The organism is Staphylococcus aureus, from assembly GCF_001027105.1.
Lineage (GTDB): Bacteria > Bacillota > Bacilli > Staphylococcales > Staphylococcaceae > Staphylococcus > Staphylococcus aureus.
This window is the reverse complement of sequence record NZ_CP011526.1, coordinates 466,008-481,008: the sequence shown is the minus strand read 5'-3', so window position 1 is coordinate 481,008 and position 15,001 is coordinate 466,008. Positions and strand designations below refer to the sequence as shown.

The window sequence follows — 15,001 nt, the reverse complement described above, 5'->3', positions numbered from 1 at the left end:
AGTCCTCCAATTATTTACTTACGCAATTACTATTATATATAAAATGTAACTCCATTACTATGCGAATCATTAAATCATAAAGATTACATTAATATTACATAGGATTATCCTTTTATCCTAGCCATTTTAAATACGTAAATGATTATTTCCTATATCCTTCTTTTGTTGTTTGTCTTGCTCTTGCCACAGCTAAACTGTCATTTGGTACGTCATCTGTGATTGTGGAACCAGCTGCCACCAATACATCATCACCAATTGTTACAGGTGCTACTAAATTAACATTGCAACCTACAAATGAATCTTTGCCGACGATAGTTTTAAATTTATTTTCACCATCATAGTTAACTGTAATCGTTCCGCAACCAATATTAGTACGTTCGCCAATTACAGCATCGCCAATATAACTTAAATGTGAAACCTTGGCACCATCTTTAAGATCTGCTTTTTTAATTTCTACAAAATTTCCAACCTTAACATCTGCACCTAATTGCGCGCCTGGTCTCAATTGCGCAAACGGTCCGACCTTAGTATTCGCTCCTACGCTAGCATCATTAACAACAGACTGTTGAATACATGCACCATTTTCAATCGTACTATTGTTAATTTCAGAGTACTGACCAATAACAACATCTTCGCCAATTTCTGTACGACCATTAATTCGTACGCCTGGTTCAATGACTGTATCACTACCAATTGTAACGTCTGGACCAATATAAGTGCTGTCAGGATCGATGATTGTCACACCATTTAGCATGTGATAATGATTCGTACGACGTTGCATCGCCTTCTCAGCCTGACTAAGCATTACACGATCATTTACACCCATGATTTCTTCAACATCATTGGTACGATAGACTTCTACGATGCCGCCATCATTTAAAATTAACGACAATACATCAGGGAGGTAATATTCACCTTGCGCATTATCATTTTTCACTTGTGTTAATTTTTCAAACAACGTTTTATTATTAAACGCAAAAATACCTGAACTAATTTCATTAATATCCTTTTCAGCTTGCGTTGCATCTTTCTCTTCAACTATGCGTTCTAAACGACCTGACGCATTTCGAACGATTCTTCCGTATCCATATGGTTGTTGAATCGATGCAGATAATACAGTTGCTTGAGCATTAGCATCCTCGTGATGCGCAATCAATGTTTCTAATGTTTCCTTTGTGATGAGCGGTGTGTCACCACATACAACGATTGTCGTACCTTCCTTGTCTTCTAAGTGTGATTTCGCCATTTGCACTGCATGCGCAGTACCGAGTTGTTCCTCTTGAAAACTGTATAAAGAACGCTCGCCTAAATGTCCTTTTACACTTTCAGCACCATGTCCTACGATGGTTACAACTTGATCGACACCAGAGCCTTTCACACTTTCCAATACATGTTCGACCATAGGTTTCCCAGCAACCTCGTGTAGCACTTTATACTTTTTAGATTTCATTCTTGTGCCTTTACCTGCTGCCAAAATTATCGCGTGTCTTCGCATGAACATTAACCCCCATTAAATTTTACACTTCGTCATTATTATAATTTAATCTGCAATACTCTTTCAACATATAAAAGGCATTGTTTTTAATTCGTTGTAATTTTAAAAACAACTTTTTTCTTACTTCAAAAATACGAGCATCATTCAAACGCAATTTTTATCAGCAATGAATCAATAATTTTCATATCATCATAATCTGTTAACGTATATATTTATTAGCCTTTCATTAAAAATAAAAAAACATTAATACAAACTAAAAAAACTGCCGACAAAGCTTTATGCTTTATCGACAGTATCAAATCAACTTATTGCAAATGTATTACATCGCTAAATATAAAATTGATTAAGCTTCTTCTGAATCTTCTGATGTAGCGTTTTTATCTGGTACTACTTCATCTGTTTCATCATATACTTTCATCACTGCATCTTGAATTTCTTGTCTCATATCTGAATTAATAGGATGCGCGATGTCGCGGAATTCACCATCTGGTGTACGTTTACTTGGCATTGCAACGAACAAGCCAGAGTTTCCTTCAATTACACGTAAATCATGAATTACGAAAGCTTCATCTAATGTAATGGAAACGAGTGCTTTCATTCGTCCATCTGTTTGTATTTTTCTAAGTCTTACATCTGTCACTTTCATGTAGTGAGCCCCCCTATAGTATATATCTCTCTGTTTTATTTAGAAGCTTGATTAAACATATTAATCGAAAATTATAATTCCTTAATTTTACTTACTAATTCAATTTCTACTTTCACATCTTTTGGCAAACGCGCAACCTCTACACAACTACGCGCTGGCTTGTGTTCATTAAAATATTGACCATACACTTCATTTATTTTTTGGAAATCATTCATATCTTTAATGAAAATGGTCGCTTTCGCAACAGAATTCAAATCAGATCCTGCTTCTTCCAAAACAACCTTTAAATTTTCTAAAACTTGTTTTGTCTGTGCTTGAACATCAGCGCTTACGATATGTCCATCAATATTCAATGGAATCTGACCAGAAGTATAAACCATACCATTCACAACTGTTGCATGCGAATATGGTCCAAGTGCTTCCGGTAATCTTGTTGTGTTAATGATTTTCATAATACTAAAACTCCTTTTATGAAAACTTAGATAAACTGTTGCCAGGTTCTACGTTAAACTCTTGATTATATTCATCTACATCAGATAATTTCACTAAGGAAGTATAATCTTCAATCAATCTTTGTTTAACTTCTTTTGATTCTACAAGTACTGATACCCCTTTTACATGGGCTTTAAACTCATTCATTAAATTCATAACACCATTAATAGAGCCACCAGCCCTCATAAAATCATCGACAACTAAAACATTTGAATTTTCTGCTAAAGTTCTCTTCGAAAGTACCATTGTTTCTATTTTTCTTGAAGATCCTGAAACGTAATTAATTGAAACTGTAGAACCTTCAGTCACCTTGTTGTCTTTTCTAATCACTACTACTGGTAAATTTAAAATATTAGCAACCGCATTTGCCAATGAAATACCTTTTGTCGCAATGGTAACAACAGCATCTAATTTTTCTTCCATGTAAATACTGGCAATTAACTTACCAACTTTGTTTAGTAGCGATGGATTACCTACCAAATCTGATAAAAATAAATATCCGCCAGGTAACAAACGTTCTTTCTCTTCTAATAGAGTAATGACCTCATTAACAACTTCAGTCGCCTCTTCTTTACTCATCATTGGTTTATACGTAACACCACCACTTGCGCCAGCAGTAGTAATTACTGTACCTAACTTTTCTTTTTGGAATGTATTTTTTATAATTTGGACATCTTCACTTATTGAAGACTTCGCCTGTTTAAATTTTTTCACAAAAAAAGTTAATGGAATCAATTTATTCGGATGGTTCATCAAATATTGCGTCATAAAAACAATTCTCTCGCTTCGTTTATATCTCATCTTTTCAACCCTTCTATCCTAATAGTCTAACTAAGTACACTTCATTACAACAACCGTTAACTGCATTATAAATATTTTTTGCTTGGCTTTCTTTTCGTGCTAGCCCATACACAGTAGGTCCGCTTCCACTCATTAACGCACCATCTGCACCACTTTTCAACATATTATTTTTTAATTTATCGATTTGTGGGTGTTTTGAAACAGAAATTGGCTCTAATCGATTAGACAAACTTTGACATAATTGTTGATAATCTCGATTTTCTAAGGCCTCATAACACATTTTCGTATGTACGTCGTAACGCTTATCTAAATTAATCAACTTAAATATATCTGGTGATGATATGCCTAAGTTTGGTTTAGCAAGAATCACCCAAGCTGAAGGTGGTTTATTTAAAAACTCGATTTTCTCTCCTCTTCCAGTACATAGTGCAGTTTTATTATAAATACAAAACGGAATATCTGTCCCGATTTTACTGCCTAGTAGAGCCAATTCTTCCAAACTCGCCCCTATATCAAAAAGTCGATTCAATCCTCTTAACGTTGCTGCTGCATCAGCCGAACCTCCAGCTAAGCCAGCAGAAACAGGTATTTCTTTATCGATAGAAATTGTTACACCTTGCTTTAGTTGATATTGCTCAATAAATAGTTGCGCTGCACGATATGCGAGATTTTTATGATTAGAAGGCACATAATTATGTTCAATCTCAACAACTATCTTTCGATCTTTTCTTTTATGAAAAGTTAAACGATCATTTAAATCAACTGTTGTCATTATCATTTCAATCTCATGATAGCCATCATTTCTTTTAAAAAGTGTATCGAGCGTAAAATTAATTTTGGCTGGTGCCGTTTCATATATCATTTTCCGCCCTCTTTTCGTTATCTTAATATGATGATTTTAACATAAAGAGAATTAATATTTGACATTTTAATTTGTTTTTTAGTGTTTTTTTAATAAAAAAGTAATTTTCTCCATCTAATTACTTAGTATTTACTTGTATTTGTGTTTATAAATACAATTATCCATTTACTGAAAAATCTATAAGCGAAACATCAGTGTTAAACATTTTGTAAATAAAAAGAGTATTGAACATAATGCCCAACACTCAAATAATTATCATAATATTTACTTCTTATACTAAGAAACGTCTAACATCTCTATATGTCTTATTTAGTGTGCAATTGATTCGTGATGATTATCCTCTTCAAATGAAACTTGAACATTTTCAGTTAACACATCAGTGTATGTATAAGATACTCTCTCAAAGTTGTGTTTGTCTTGATCTAACTCAACAATGAAAACTGACGGATATGTTTCTTTTAAAATTCCAGAACGTTTTATTGTTTTCTTACGGCCTCCATTGGCTTTCAGTACAATACGATTTCCTACATGACAATCAATAGAATTTTTGATGTCCAAAATTGATTTTGGCATATTGCTCCACCTCGCTACAAGTTACATAATACCATATTTGCAACGTTTTCGTCAAACAAAATTTAAATTTTAACAATAGTGCTTTGCTTTGTCAATCATTTAATTTTCTAATTGAGGGAATTTTTTCTTTTCTTCATACAATTTAGCAAAATCTTGAATAGATAGCGTTTCACCGCGACGTCTTGGATCAATACCTGCTTGTTCCAACCATTGTAAAATCACTTCTTTGTGTTGTTTACCATCTTTAAAATAATTTTGATAGTTATTGTTAATTGTCTTTCTTCTTTGTGCAAATGCTGCTTTTGCTAACTTAAAGAATGCTTCCTCGTTATCTACTGTTACTAACGGTTCAGTTCTCTGCATCAGTTTTACAACTATTGAATCAACATTAGGTGGTGGCATAAATACAGATTTAGGTACCGTTAATACTTTACTAGTCTCTGTATAGTATTGTACGACAATTGATAACGAACCATATGCTTTTGAACCTACTTCAGCATTTAAGCGTTCGCCCACTTCTTTTTGCATCATCACCACGTAGCCATCAATTGGTATATCTTGTTGCATCAAATTTAATAAAATTGGCGTCGTAATATAGTACGGCAGGTTTGCAACAACCATTATTTTTTCACAATCTTGTAAATGATTTTCAACAGCTTCTTTAATATTCGCTTTTAAAATATCTTCATTAATCACCGTCACATTATCATAAGGTGATAGTGTATCATTTAATACAGGTATTAAACGTTGATCAATTTCAAATGCCAATACTCTTTTAGCATGTCTGGCCAATTGTTCTGTCAATGACCCCATGCCTGGACCAATTTCAATCACCCCAGTTTGTGCATCAATATCACTTGCATCAATGATATTATTAATGATATTCACATCTATCAAAAAGTTCTGTCCTAAACTTTTTTTAAAATTAAAGCCATATTTATCTAACAACGCTCGCGTTCTTGATGGTGTTGCAATATCTTTATTATCCAACATTTTCACTTCCTCATTCATCTTCTAAAGCTTGCCTTACATCCGCTTCGGTATAACCAAATGCATTTAACTTTTTCAATAACTGCTTACCATTGGAATGGCCGATTCGCAATTTTCTACTTAAAATTTCTCTACGGCGCCTTGCATCTTTCCCAACAATTAACCCCAACTCTATTAGCACAGATTTATCAATTGATTCATAAGCTTCATCAAAGGGTGAACTAACATGCATTAACGCTTCTTTAATATCAATTAAGTCGGCATGTTCAACACCAATTTTCCCTTTTTTATTTTTAGCTTTTTCTCTATCAATATACGCATGTTTAACACCTTTGACATGTTCAGTAATTGTACTTCTAATTTTATCTCCTGGGAAATCTGGATCTGTTAATACAATAACGCCTCGACTTTGTTGAGCATTTCTAATTACTTCTAAAGTTTGTTCGTTGATGGCACTACCATTCGTTTCAATCGTATCACATTCAACAGCTCGTTTAACACGCTCAGTATCATCTCGTCCTTCTACAACTATAAACTCATTGATTTTCATTTAAAACGCCTTCCTACAATTCTTAATTTCAAAGCTCTAACCATCTCTATCGCACGTATTCCACATGCACGATATTTTAATTTAAAAAAGTGAGAAAGAACCATAGCATATTAAACGAATATAGCATCGTTTACATTTATGGCGGTGATCTTTCTCACTTTTAACTTTATGAATTTAAATTAAACAATTTCTCTGCATTTTTAGTTGTTTGTTCGCACACTTCTTCATAAGATAAGCCTTTTAATTCAGCAATTTGTTCAGCTACTAAAGTTACTCTCGCCGGTTCATTTCGCTTCCCTCTATACGGATGTGGCGAAAGATACGGTGCATCGGTTTCAACTAGCAAACGCTCCATTGACACATGCTTAGCAACTTCTTTAGGCTGTTTAGCATTTTTAAATGTCACAGGTCCACCTAATGAAATATAAAAATTCAGCTTATTAGTTACAATATCTGCAATTTCTGGAGAACCACTAAAGCTATGCATAATCCCGCCTACCTCTTCAGCATGCTCCTCCAATAAGATATCGATACAGTCTTGAGTTGCTTCACGGTTATGAATGATAATTGGTAACTTCAAACGCTTAGCTAAAGCAATTTGCTTTCTAAAAACTTCCTTTTGAACATCTGCAGGAGATTTATCCCAGTGATAATCTAATCCCATTTCACCAATACCAATCACTTTTGGATGCTGAGCTAAAGATTCAATCCATTCCAAGTGTTCTTCTGTAAAATCAATTGCGTCAACTGGATGCCAACCGATAATGCCATATAAAAAATCATACTCATCGATTAATTTCATCGCGCGTTCAATTGTCGATTTGTTAAAACCAACTACAAACATACGATCAACACCTGCTTCTCTAGCACGTGTAATCACTTCACTCAAATCATCATCGTATTGCTCATCATTTAAATGGACATGTGTATCGATTAACATAATTATCTCTCCTAATTTTTAAAAATACAGTTATTTAATCACTGCACCATTTGGAATTGCACTTGGTAAACTTACTAAGGTTAATACACCATCTTTTTCAGCAGATAATATCATACCTTCAGATTTTTGTCCCATTAATTTAGCTGGTTTCAGGTTAGTAACAACTGCTACTTTTTTACCAATAATATCATCTGGTGTATAGAATTTGGCAATTCCTGATACAATTTGTCTTTGTTCAGAATCTAAGTCTACTTGAATTTTTAAAAGCTTATCTGACTTCTTAACATGTTCAGCATCAATAATCGTTGCTGCCTTAATTTCAACTTTATCAAAGTCTTTAATATCAATTTGAGGTTTGCTAGGAATCTCTTCTTTTTCCTCTTTAGTAGCAGGCGGTTGCATTGATTCTTTGATATATGCAATTTCCGCTTCGCTATCCAATCTTGGGAAAATAGGTTTAGGTTGCCCAGTAACCATAATTGACTCATTAAGCACACCATATTGCTCTAAACTACTAAATTCCATAAATTGAGGATTGTTAATGTTCAATTGTTCAAAAATCTCTTTCGGCGCATGTGTTAAGAATGGACGTAATAATACAGCTGCATAACGAATATTTTCAACTAAGTGAGCCATTACATTGCCTAACATATCTTTTTGGCTATCGTCCTTAGCTAATACCCAAGGCGTTGTTTCGTCAATATACTTATTCGTTCTACTAATAAACTTCCATACCGTAGATAATGCCACAGAAAATTGCAAACTTTCCATGCTTTCAGTGTAGCTTTTCACTGTTTCTAAAGCCATAGCTTCCATTTCTTCATCTAATTCATGAAGTGGACCTTGATACGCTGGTAATTCGCCATCAAAGTACTTATTAACCATAGAAATCGTACGGTTTACTAAGTTACCTAAGTCATTTGCTAGATCGAAATTTGTACGCTCAACAAATGCTTCAGGTGTAAATACGCCATCTGAACCAAATGGTAATTCACGCATTAGATAATAACGTGTAGCATCTAAACCATAGCGATCAATTAAAATATTAGGGTCTACGACATTACCTTTAGATTTACTCATTTTTCCATCTTTCATCAAAATCCAACCATGTGCAAAGACTTTTTTAGGTAACGGTAAGTCTAATGCCATCAATAAAATAGGCCAAATAATTGAGTGGAATCGCACAATTTCCTTAGCCATTAAATGAATATCTGCTGGCCAGTATTTGTTAAATAGTGACTCATCATCTGATAAATAGCCTAATGCTGAAATATAGTTAACTAACGCATCAATCCAAACATAAACAACATGTTTTGGATTAGACGGAACATGGACACCCCAGTTAAATGATGTACGAGAAACAGCTAAATCAGCAAGTCCTGGTTTAATGAAGTTGTTAATCATTTCATTTTTTCTTGATGGTGGTTGTATAAAATCTGGATTTTGGTCATAGAACTCTAATAAACGGTCTGTATATTTACTAATATTAAAGAAATAACTTTCTTCTTTAACTAGTTCAACTTCGTGTCCAGAATCTGGACTTTTGCCACCAATAATTTTACCGTTTTCGTATTGTGGGTCTACTAATTGTGACTCTGTATAGTATGTTTCATCCGGAACAGAATACCAACCTTCATATTCACCTAAATAGATATCACCTTGCTTTAATAAACGTTCAAACACTTGCTCAACGACATGTTTATGACGTTCTTCAGTTGTTCTGATAAAATCATCATTTGAAATTTCAAGCTTAGCCCACAATTGTTTAATTCCAGCAATCATCTCATCCAAATATTCAATTTCTGTCTTACCAGCTTTTTGAGCTTTTTCTTGAATTTTTTGACCGTGTTCATCCGTTCCAGTCAAATAGCGAACATCATATCCTTGCATTCTCTTATATCTTGCAATAACATCTCCAGCCACTGTAGAATATGCATGTCCTATATGTAAATTCCCACTAGGATAGTATATTGGGGTTGTTATATAAAATGTTTCTTTAGCCATAACTGTTCCTCCTCGTAATGTCTCACTTCAAATAATATCTAAGATTTCTATGCATTTCAACGGACGCGAACATTTATCTCGTCATCTCATTTTCATCTTATTCAATGTTAAGGTATTTATTACTTTCAATGTATTTATTTTACATTAAAAAACGTCGATGTCATCATTTTTTTATCATAGTCAACATCATTTTATCAGTATCAATGCAAAATGATAACTTACCATTTAAAATTACAGCTTGCGTTTATAAAATCGTTTAAAATTTCATATAATCGATAAAGTGATTAACTTATTTGATGATAAATATTATATACTTCATTCGTTTTAAGTTGTCGTTCTTCAGCAACTTTTTTAATAGCTTGTTTTGGTTTCATCTGTGAAGTTTGAATATAATGATCAACATGCTCATTGATAGATAAATCATCAAACCACGATATCTCATTGTTCGCTTTAGCACCTTCAATTAAGATAACGAATTCGCCTTTCAATGGTACATCGCCTTGCTGAATCAATGCTTGTAATTGTGTTACATCATCAGTTACAATTTGTTCGAACTTCTTAGTTAATTCACGCCCTAGTGATACTTGTCGTGTTGCATCTATCTTTGCAATTGTTTTTAATGTATCTGTCACACGATGCGGTGATTCGTATATAATTAATGTGCTATTTTCATGCATACGTTGCTCTAATACAGCACTTTTTTCTTTCTCTTTTCGTGGCAAAAATCCTAAAAATGTATATACATATGAAGGTAATCCACTAGCCATCAAAGCCGTCAGCCCAGCATTAGGTCCAGGCACAGTCTCTACTTTAATATTAGCTTCTCTGGCTGCCACTACTAATTCGTATCCAGGATCACTAATTAAGGGCAATCCAGCATCAGATACGAGCGCAACGTCAAGACCTAATTCTAACTGTTCAATGATAAAAGCAGTCTGCTTATCCTTGTTATGTTCGTGATATGACTTTAATGGAGTTGGAATATCATAATGATTACACAGTTTACTAGTTACTCTAGTGTCTTCACAAGCAATCATATCAACACGTTTCAATACATCAACTGCTCTATAAGTAATATCTGCTAAATTACCAATTGGTGTGCCCACTAAATATAATACAGCCATACTATCGCTCCTTAATTAATCGCAATTTCTTTTGTCTGGTATAAGTTTTAATTTCATATTCACGCTTCAATGCTTCAGACTTTGTCTCATACATTTCTTGATAAACTAAATGCACCGGACGTCTTACTTTCGTATATTTGGCTCCTTGACCTCGGTTATGTTTTTCAACACGTGCATTAACGTCTTTAGCGTATCCTGTATATAAACTTCCATCACTACATTTTACAATATATACAAAATGACTATCCATAATATACTTCCTTCATTTCTTCGCTATAATTACCATCTTCATTATAAATATAAAATGGGGGCATGATTTCTAAACCTTGATTTCCACCTTTTCGACCTTCTACTACTATCGTTTGTGCTGATTTCCCTACTTTACTATATATAAAAACGACTTTCTTAGGTTCAATATTCACTTTTCTCATTTCAAACAAGACATCCATTAGTCTCTCTGCACGATGTACCATGTTTAGCCTGCCACCTTCTTTTAATAAATGACGGGCTGCAATCATGCAATCTTCAAGTGTACACATAATCTCATGTCTCGCTATCTTATGTGCTTCTTTTTGATGTTGGTGTTGCTGATTCTCTTTAAAATAAGGCGGATTACACGTTACTAAAGTATATTGTGAAGGTTTAAATACTTTAGTAACGTTTTTCAAATCCATGTGATGCATTGTTAAATATTCATCAACATCATTGAATTGAAATGTGCGTCGCGCCATATCGACAAGTGTTTTTTGAATCTCAACACCTTCTATATGTCGTGGATGTTTCGCAAACAATAACAAGGGTATCACCCCATTGCCTGAACATAAGTCCAACACAATATCTTTTGTTCTAGGTTTTGTAAAATGCCCTAACAACAAAGCATCCGTTGAAAATGAAAAAACATCATCATTTTGAATAATACTAAAATCTTCTTTGATTAGTTGATCAAATCGTTCATTCTCTTTTAACATTTTTAACTCCTATGAAGACAACCTTTTTCTATTGAGTAATTGAAAACTCTTTTTATATTATATGCCTAACTACATTCGATGTATTTTTGACTTTTAACAGCTACATTTTATAACTAATGATACTGCGTGCACACTTAATAATAACATTTAGTACCGCCATCTCTTATGCAATCACCAAAACTTTATACACAATTAAAGCCTGAAACATGCATTGTCTCAGACTTATCCAAACCATATTCATTTATAATTATAACACTATTTGAGTGTGCTTGATTAATCACTTAAAACTTCTAAACAGAACAGACAATCTTCACCATGTCGATGTTTTCCAAATAATTCGCCTTTACAAATATGAAATCCTTCTCCATACAATATAGCCAAATTATCTTTACTTGGTAATGGCTTTTTCACAGCTTTTGCTGGTTTTGAATTCGCAGTATCAATAGTAGTTGGTTCATCATTGCCCAACACCTTTTTCAAATTATCATTTTCAAGTTGAAGCGCTACATTTTCTTCTACTAATTCAACTGCAAGTGCCTTTAATTCTGAAGTTTCCTTTGAAAGTTGATTGACATTCATTTCTAAACGCATTATTTTTTCAAATATTTCATTGCGATCCAAATGTAATAATGCCTCCTTAATGCATAGTTTCTATTTCTTCTAATTTATATTCAAGTGGCTGTTCATGTCCCTCAAGCTTCACCTGCATAGAAATGTCTAATATATTTAAAGCAACTACTTTCCCGTTACCATCAGGCGTTTCAATTGCTTCACCAATATCAGGTAATTGTGCACGTACTTCCTCATAATAGTCATTTTCATATTTTAAACAACACATCAAACGACCACATGCACCAGAAATTTTAGTTGGATTTAATGATAAATTTTGATCCTTAGCCATCTTAATCGATACTGGTTCAAAATCCCCTAAAAATGTAGAACAACATAACGACCTACCACAAGGTCCGATACCGCCAAGCAATTTGGCTTCATCCCTTACACCAATTTGTCTCAACTCGATACGTGTTTTTAAATGTTGCGCTAATATTTTTACTAATTTTCTAAAATCAATACGATCATCCGCCGTAAAATTAAAAATAACTTTCGATTTATCTAATGTATATTCGCAATTGACTAAACGCATGTCCAAACCTTGTTCTCTTACAATGTCTTTACATAGTATTAATGCATTTTCAGCATCTCGTTCATTACAATTAAATTTATCAATATCTTTGTCATCAGCAATGCGAATAATATTTTTAAGAGGTAACACAACATCCTCTTCAGCAATATCCATTAATGGATTTTTAACAATACCTATCTCTATGCCTCTTTTAGATTCGACAACTACCCAGTCTTCTATATCTACTTGTATATCATTAGGTGTATAATATTCTAATTTTCCCGCTTTTTGAAACTGAACACCTATTACATTTGGCATCTAACTCACACCCTTAATTACGATTTGTTCAAATACAAGCGTTGGATTTACATTTTGATTCAATTTCTTATGTGCTTCCGTCAGTTGATCAAACATCAAAATTAATTGATTAAACGACAACTTTTGCGCATATTGATCAATATCATTTTTTAAATCACTATATATTTGTTTATCCTCTACATTTACCTTTGTATGTATGATATCTTCGAAGAAACCATTCACAGCTGCAATAGTTAAAGATTGCAGTTTTTTATTTTTAGCCTGTTTCAATAAATCAATAATACCTATAAGTGCCATTGGCTTATTAGTAAGCAACAATTCACACCAACGTATAACTGATTTCCTTAATGCTAATAAATCAAATTCTTCATTTAAAGCCATTGCATTATCTATTTGCGTAGTATAAGTACTAATCATTTCAGCTACTGGCTTAGACATGTTTTGTTCAACTAATCTATTTATAAACTTTTCTTTATCAATAGGCTTGAAATATACATGCTGACACCTTGAATGGATTGTGTCTAAAATTTGCTCAGGTTTTGTAGACAATAAAATAGCAATCGTATTGTCCGGTGGTTCTTCAAGAAATTTCAAGATACTGTTTTCCCCTTGAACAGTTAACTTTTCAAAGTCTTCAATGATGTACACTTTATTTGTGCTTTCTATAGGAAGTTGATTCATATGACGCACAAGTTGTTCAACTTGTTCTTTCTTAATTGCATTCTCAGTTGTTGATATATACATAAAGTCTGGATGATTATATGTACTAACCTTTGTTTCACATTGACTATCTGTTTGACATAAAATAAGCTTTGCAAAATTAATCGCAACTTGTTTCATCGTTTGTGCATCATCACCTTCAAATAAATAGGCATGCGATAATTTATTTGAATGATATGCATTCGTCAATTGTTGCTGTTCATCCATTCATTACAAACTCCCTTTTGCTTTTATATAAAAAGGTTGCCAAAGAGCAACTAATTACTGCAACAATAGCGACCATGATTTGTGATTATTTTTAGAACCACAAAAATCAAATCTATTGGCATCTGAACTAGTCGCAGTCAAGCAACCCAAAATTGTTAATAACTTATTAATACACTATTTTAAGTATCTCTAATTGATGATTGTATTATAGAATTAAAATTGATGGAATGCATCAACTGGCATAACAAATACAGTAGCACCGCCAACTTCAACTTCAACTGGATATGGAATGTACGAATCCGCACTGCCTCCCATAGGTGTAATAGGTGAAACCAACTGTTCTCTATTACCACACGTTTGATTAATCACAGACAATATTTCATCTACACGGTCATCATTGACACCACATAAGAATGTTGTATTACCCGCTCTTAAAAACCCACCTGTTGTTGCCAATTTTGTTGCTCTAAAGTTATTTTTAACAAGTTGATCTGCAAGTTCCTGACTATCTTGATCTTGTACGATCGCTATAATCATTTTCATTTTATAACACCTCTTCTAACAATTATATCATATCTTTTCTAAATATTTGATGATAGTTTGATACGTGTCTTCAACAACATTTTCAAGAGGTTGATCTGCATTAACGCTTTTGAACCGTTGTGATTCATTATGAATGATTTCTTGGTAACCTTCAATTACTTTTTCGTGAAACTTTAAATCTTCTTGATCTAATCTATTTTGATCTCTTGAATTTTTAATAATACGTTCGCGACCTACTTCAGCACTAACATTTAAATAAATCGTCAAGTCTGGATATAATCCATTTATTGCAAATTCGTTTAATGCTCTTACTTCTTCAACGCCAATCCCTCTAGCATAACCTTGATAAGCTAATGAACTATCGATATAGCGATCACACAACACAACCTTACCTTCTTTTAAAGCTGGTATGACCTTTAATACAAGATGTTCTCTTCTAGATGCAGCAAATAACATTGCTTCAGTTCTAATGTCCATATCATTGCCTTCTAATACAATTTTACGTATTTCTTCACCAGTAGGAACACCACCTGGTTCTCTAGTCATAATGACATCATAATCTTTTACTAATCTATGGTAAACTTCATTAATTACAGTTGTTTTTCCAGAGCCTTCTGGGCCCTCAAAAGTTATAAAAGCTGACAT

General features: G+C 33.4%; 19 protein-coding genes. All 19 read right to left on the bottom strand.

Translation table 11 applies throughout. From position 1 onward, the window contains the following. Positions 1 to 142: 142 nt before the first annotated feature. Positions 143 to 1,495: a bifunctional UDP-N-acetylglucosamine diphosphorylase/glucosamine-1-phosphate N-acetyltransferase GlmU gene (glmU, locus tag AA076_RS02295; RefSeq protein ID WP_001252529.1), complete on the bottom strand. Its 1,353-nt coding sequence runs from the start codon at positions 1,493 to 1,495 to the stop codon at positions 143 to 145. A gap of 22 nt (positions 1,496 to 1,517) precedes the next feature. Continuing rightward, positions 1,518 to 1,649, bottom strand: a complete 132-nt coding sequence (locus AA076_RS14430; RefSeq protein WP_001789654.1) for a hypothetical protein — start codon at positions 1,647 to 1,649, stop codon at positions 1,518 to 1,520. A gap of 189 nt (positions 1,650 to 1,838) precedes the next feature. Then, positions 1,839 to 2,141 carry a septation regulator SpoVG gene (spoVG, locus tag AA076_RS02285; RefSeq protein WP_000868999.1) on the bottom strand — a complete coding sequence of 101 codons (303 nt, stop codon included), beginning with the start codon at positions 2,139 to 2,141 and terminating at the stop codon, positions 1,839 to 1,841. 71 nt (positions 2,142 to 2,212) lie between these two features. Further along, positions 2,213 to 2,593: a RidA family protein gene (locus tag AA076_RS02280; protein ID WP_000691766.1), complete on the bottom strand. Its 381-nt coding sequence runs from the start codon at positions 2,591 to 2,593 to the stop codon at positions 2,213 to 2,215. Between the two features lie 16 nt (positions 2,594 to 2,609). Then, positions 2,610 to 3,434: a pur operon repressor gene (gene purR, locus AA076_RS02275; protein WP_001269643.1), complete on the bottom strand. Its 825-nt coding sequence runs from the start codon at positions 3,432 to 3,434 to the stop codon at positions 2,610 to 2,612. 13 nt (positions 3,435 to 3,447) lie between these two features. After that, positions 3,448 to 4,296, bottom strand: coding sequence for a 4-(cytidine 5'-diphospho)-2-C-methyl-D-erythritol kinase (ispE, locus tag AA076_RS02270; protein ID WP_000638870.1), 849 nt, complete (start codon positions 4,294 to 4,296; stop codon positions 3,448 to 3,450). 309 nt (positions 4,297 to 4,605) lie between these two features. After that, positions 4,606 to 4,869: a biofilm formation stimulator Veg gene (gene veg / locus AA076_RS02265; protein ID WP_001126664.1), complete on the bottom strand. Its 264-nt coding sequence runs from the start codon at positions 4,867 to 4,869 to the stop codon at positions 4,606 to 4,608. Positions 4,870 to 4,968: 99 nt separating this feature from the next. Further along, positions 4,969 to 5,862, bottom strand: a complete 894-nt coding sequence (gene rsmA, locus AA076_RS02260; RefSeq protein ID WP_000886500.1) for a 16S rRNA (adenine(1518)-N(6)/adenine(1519)-N(6))-dimethyltransferase RsmA — start codon at positions 5,860 to 5,862, stop codon at positions 4,969 to 4,971. A gap of 10 nt (positions 5,863 to 5,872) precedes the next feature. After that, on the bottom strand, positions 5,873 to 6,409 hold the full coding sequence (rnmV, locus tag AA076_RS02255; RefSeq protein WP_000700080.1) for a ribonuclease M5: 537 nt from the start codon (positions 6,407 to 6,409) through the stop codon (positions 5,873 to 5,875). A 166-nt stretch (positions 6,410 to 6,575) separates the two neighbouring features. Further along, the gene (locus AA076_RS02250) at positions 6,576 to 7,349 is read right to left on the bottom strand and encodes a TatD family hydrolase (RefSeq protein ID WP_000904312.1); all 774 of its coding nucleotides are present in this window, start codon (positions 7,347 to 7,349) and stop codon (positions 6,576 to 6,578) included. A gap of 30 nt (positions 7,350 to 7,379) precedes the next feature. Next, positions 7,380 to 9,353: a methionine--tRNA ligase gene (metG, locus tag AA076_RS02245; RefSeq protein ID WP_001051127.1), complete on the bottom strand. Its 1,974-nt coding sequence runs from the start codon at positions 9,351 to 9,353 to the stop codon at positions 7,380 to 7,382. Positions 9,354 to 9,637: 284 nt separating this feature from the next. Continuing rightward, positions 9,638 to 10,477 carry a 16S rRNA (cytidine(1402)-2'-O)-methyltransferase gene (gene rsmI, locus AA076_RS02235; RefSeq protein ID WP_000279926.1) on the bottom strand — a complete coding sequence of 280 codons (840 nt, stop codon included), beginning with the start codon at positions 10,475 to 10,477 and terminating at the stop codon, positions 9,638 to 9,640. Between the two features lies 1 nt (position 10,478). Further along, complete coding sequence (locus tag AA076_RS02230) at positions 10,479 to 10,727, bottom strand: GIY-YIG nuclease family protein (protein ID WP_000377064.1); 249 nt, start codon at positions 10,725 to 10,727, stop codon at positions 10,479 to 10,481. Beyond that, complete coding sequence (locus AA076_RS02225; RefSeq protein ID WP_000910689.1) at positions 10,720 to 11,445, bottom strand: tRNA1(Val) (adenine(37)-N6)-methyltransferase; 726 nt, start codon at positions 11,443 to 11,445, stop codon at positions 10,720 to 10,722. Before AA076_RS02225 ends, AA076_RS02230 begins: the two co-directional genes overlap by 8 nt. Before the next feature lie 273 nt (positions 11,446 to 11,718). Then, complete coding sequence (yabA, locus tag AA076_RS02220) at positions 11,719 to 12,066, bottom strand: DNA replication initiation control protein YabA (RefSeq protein ID WP_000375686.1); 348 nt, start codon at positions 12,064 to 12,066, stop codon at positions 11,719 to 11,721. Between the two features lie 16 nt (positions 12,067 to 12,082). Beyond that, positions 12,083 to 12,886 (bottom strand): PSP1 domain-containing protein, encoded by an 804-nt coding sequence (locus AA076_RS02215; protein ID WP_001134194.1) that lies wholly within the window; start codon positions 12,884 to 12,886, stop codon positions 12,083 to 12,085. Continuing rightward, complete coding sequence (locus tag AA076_RS02210) at positions 12,887 to 13,813, bottom strand: DNA polymerase III subunit delta' C-terminal domain-containing protein (protein WP_000344337.1); 927 nt, start codon at positions 13,811 to 13,813, stop codon at positions 12,887 to 12,889. Positions 13,814 to 14,026: 213 nt separating this feature from the next. Next, positions 14,027 to 14,356, bottom strand: coding sequence for a cyclic-di-AMP receptor (locus tag AA076_RS02200; RefSeq protein ID WP_000781979.1), 330 nt, complete (start codon positions 14,354 to 14,356; stop codon positions 14,027 to 14,029). Between the two features lie 27 nt (positions 14,357 to 14,383). Next, positions 14,384 to 15,001, bottom strand: a complete 618-nt coding sequence (tmk, locus tag AA076_RS02195) for a dTMP kinase (RefSeq protein WP_001272126.1) — start codon at positions 14,999 to 15,001, stop codon at positions 14,384 to 14,386.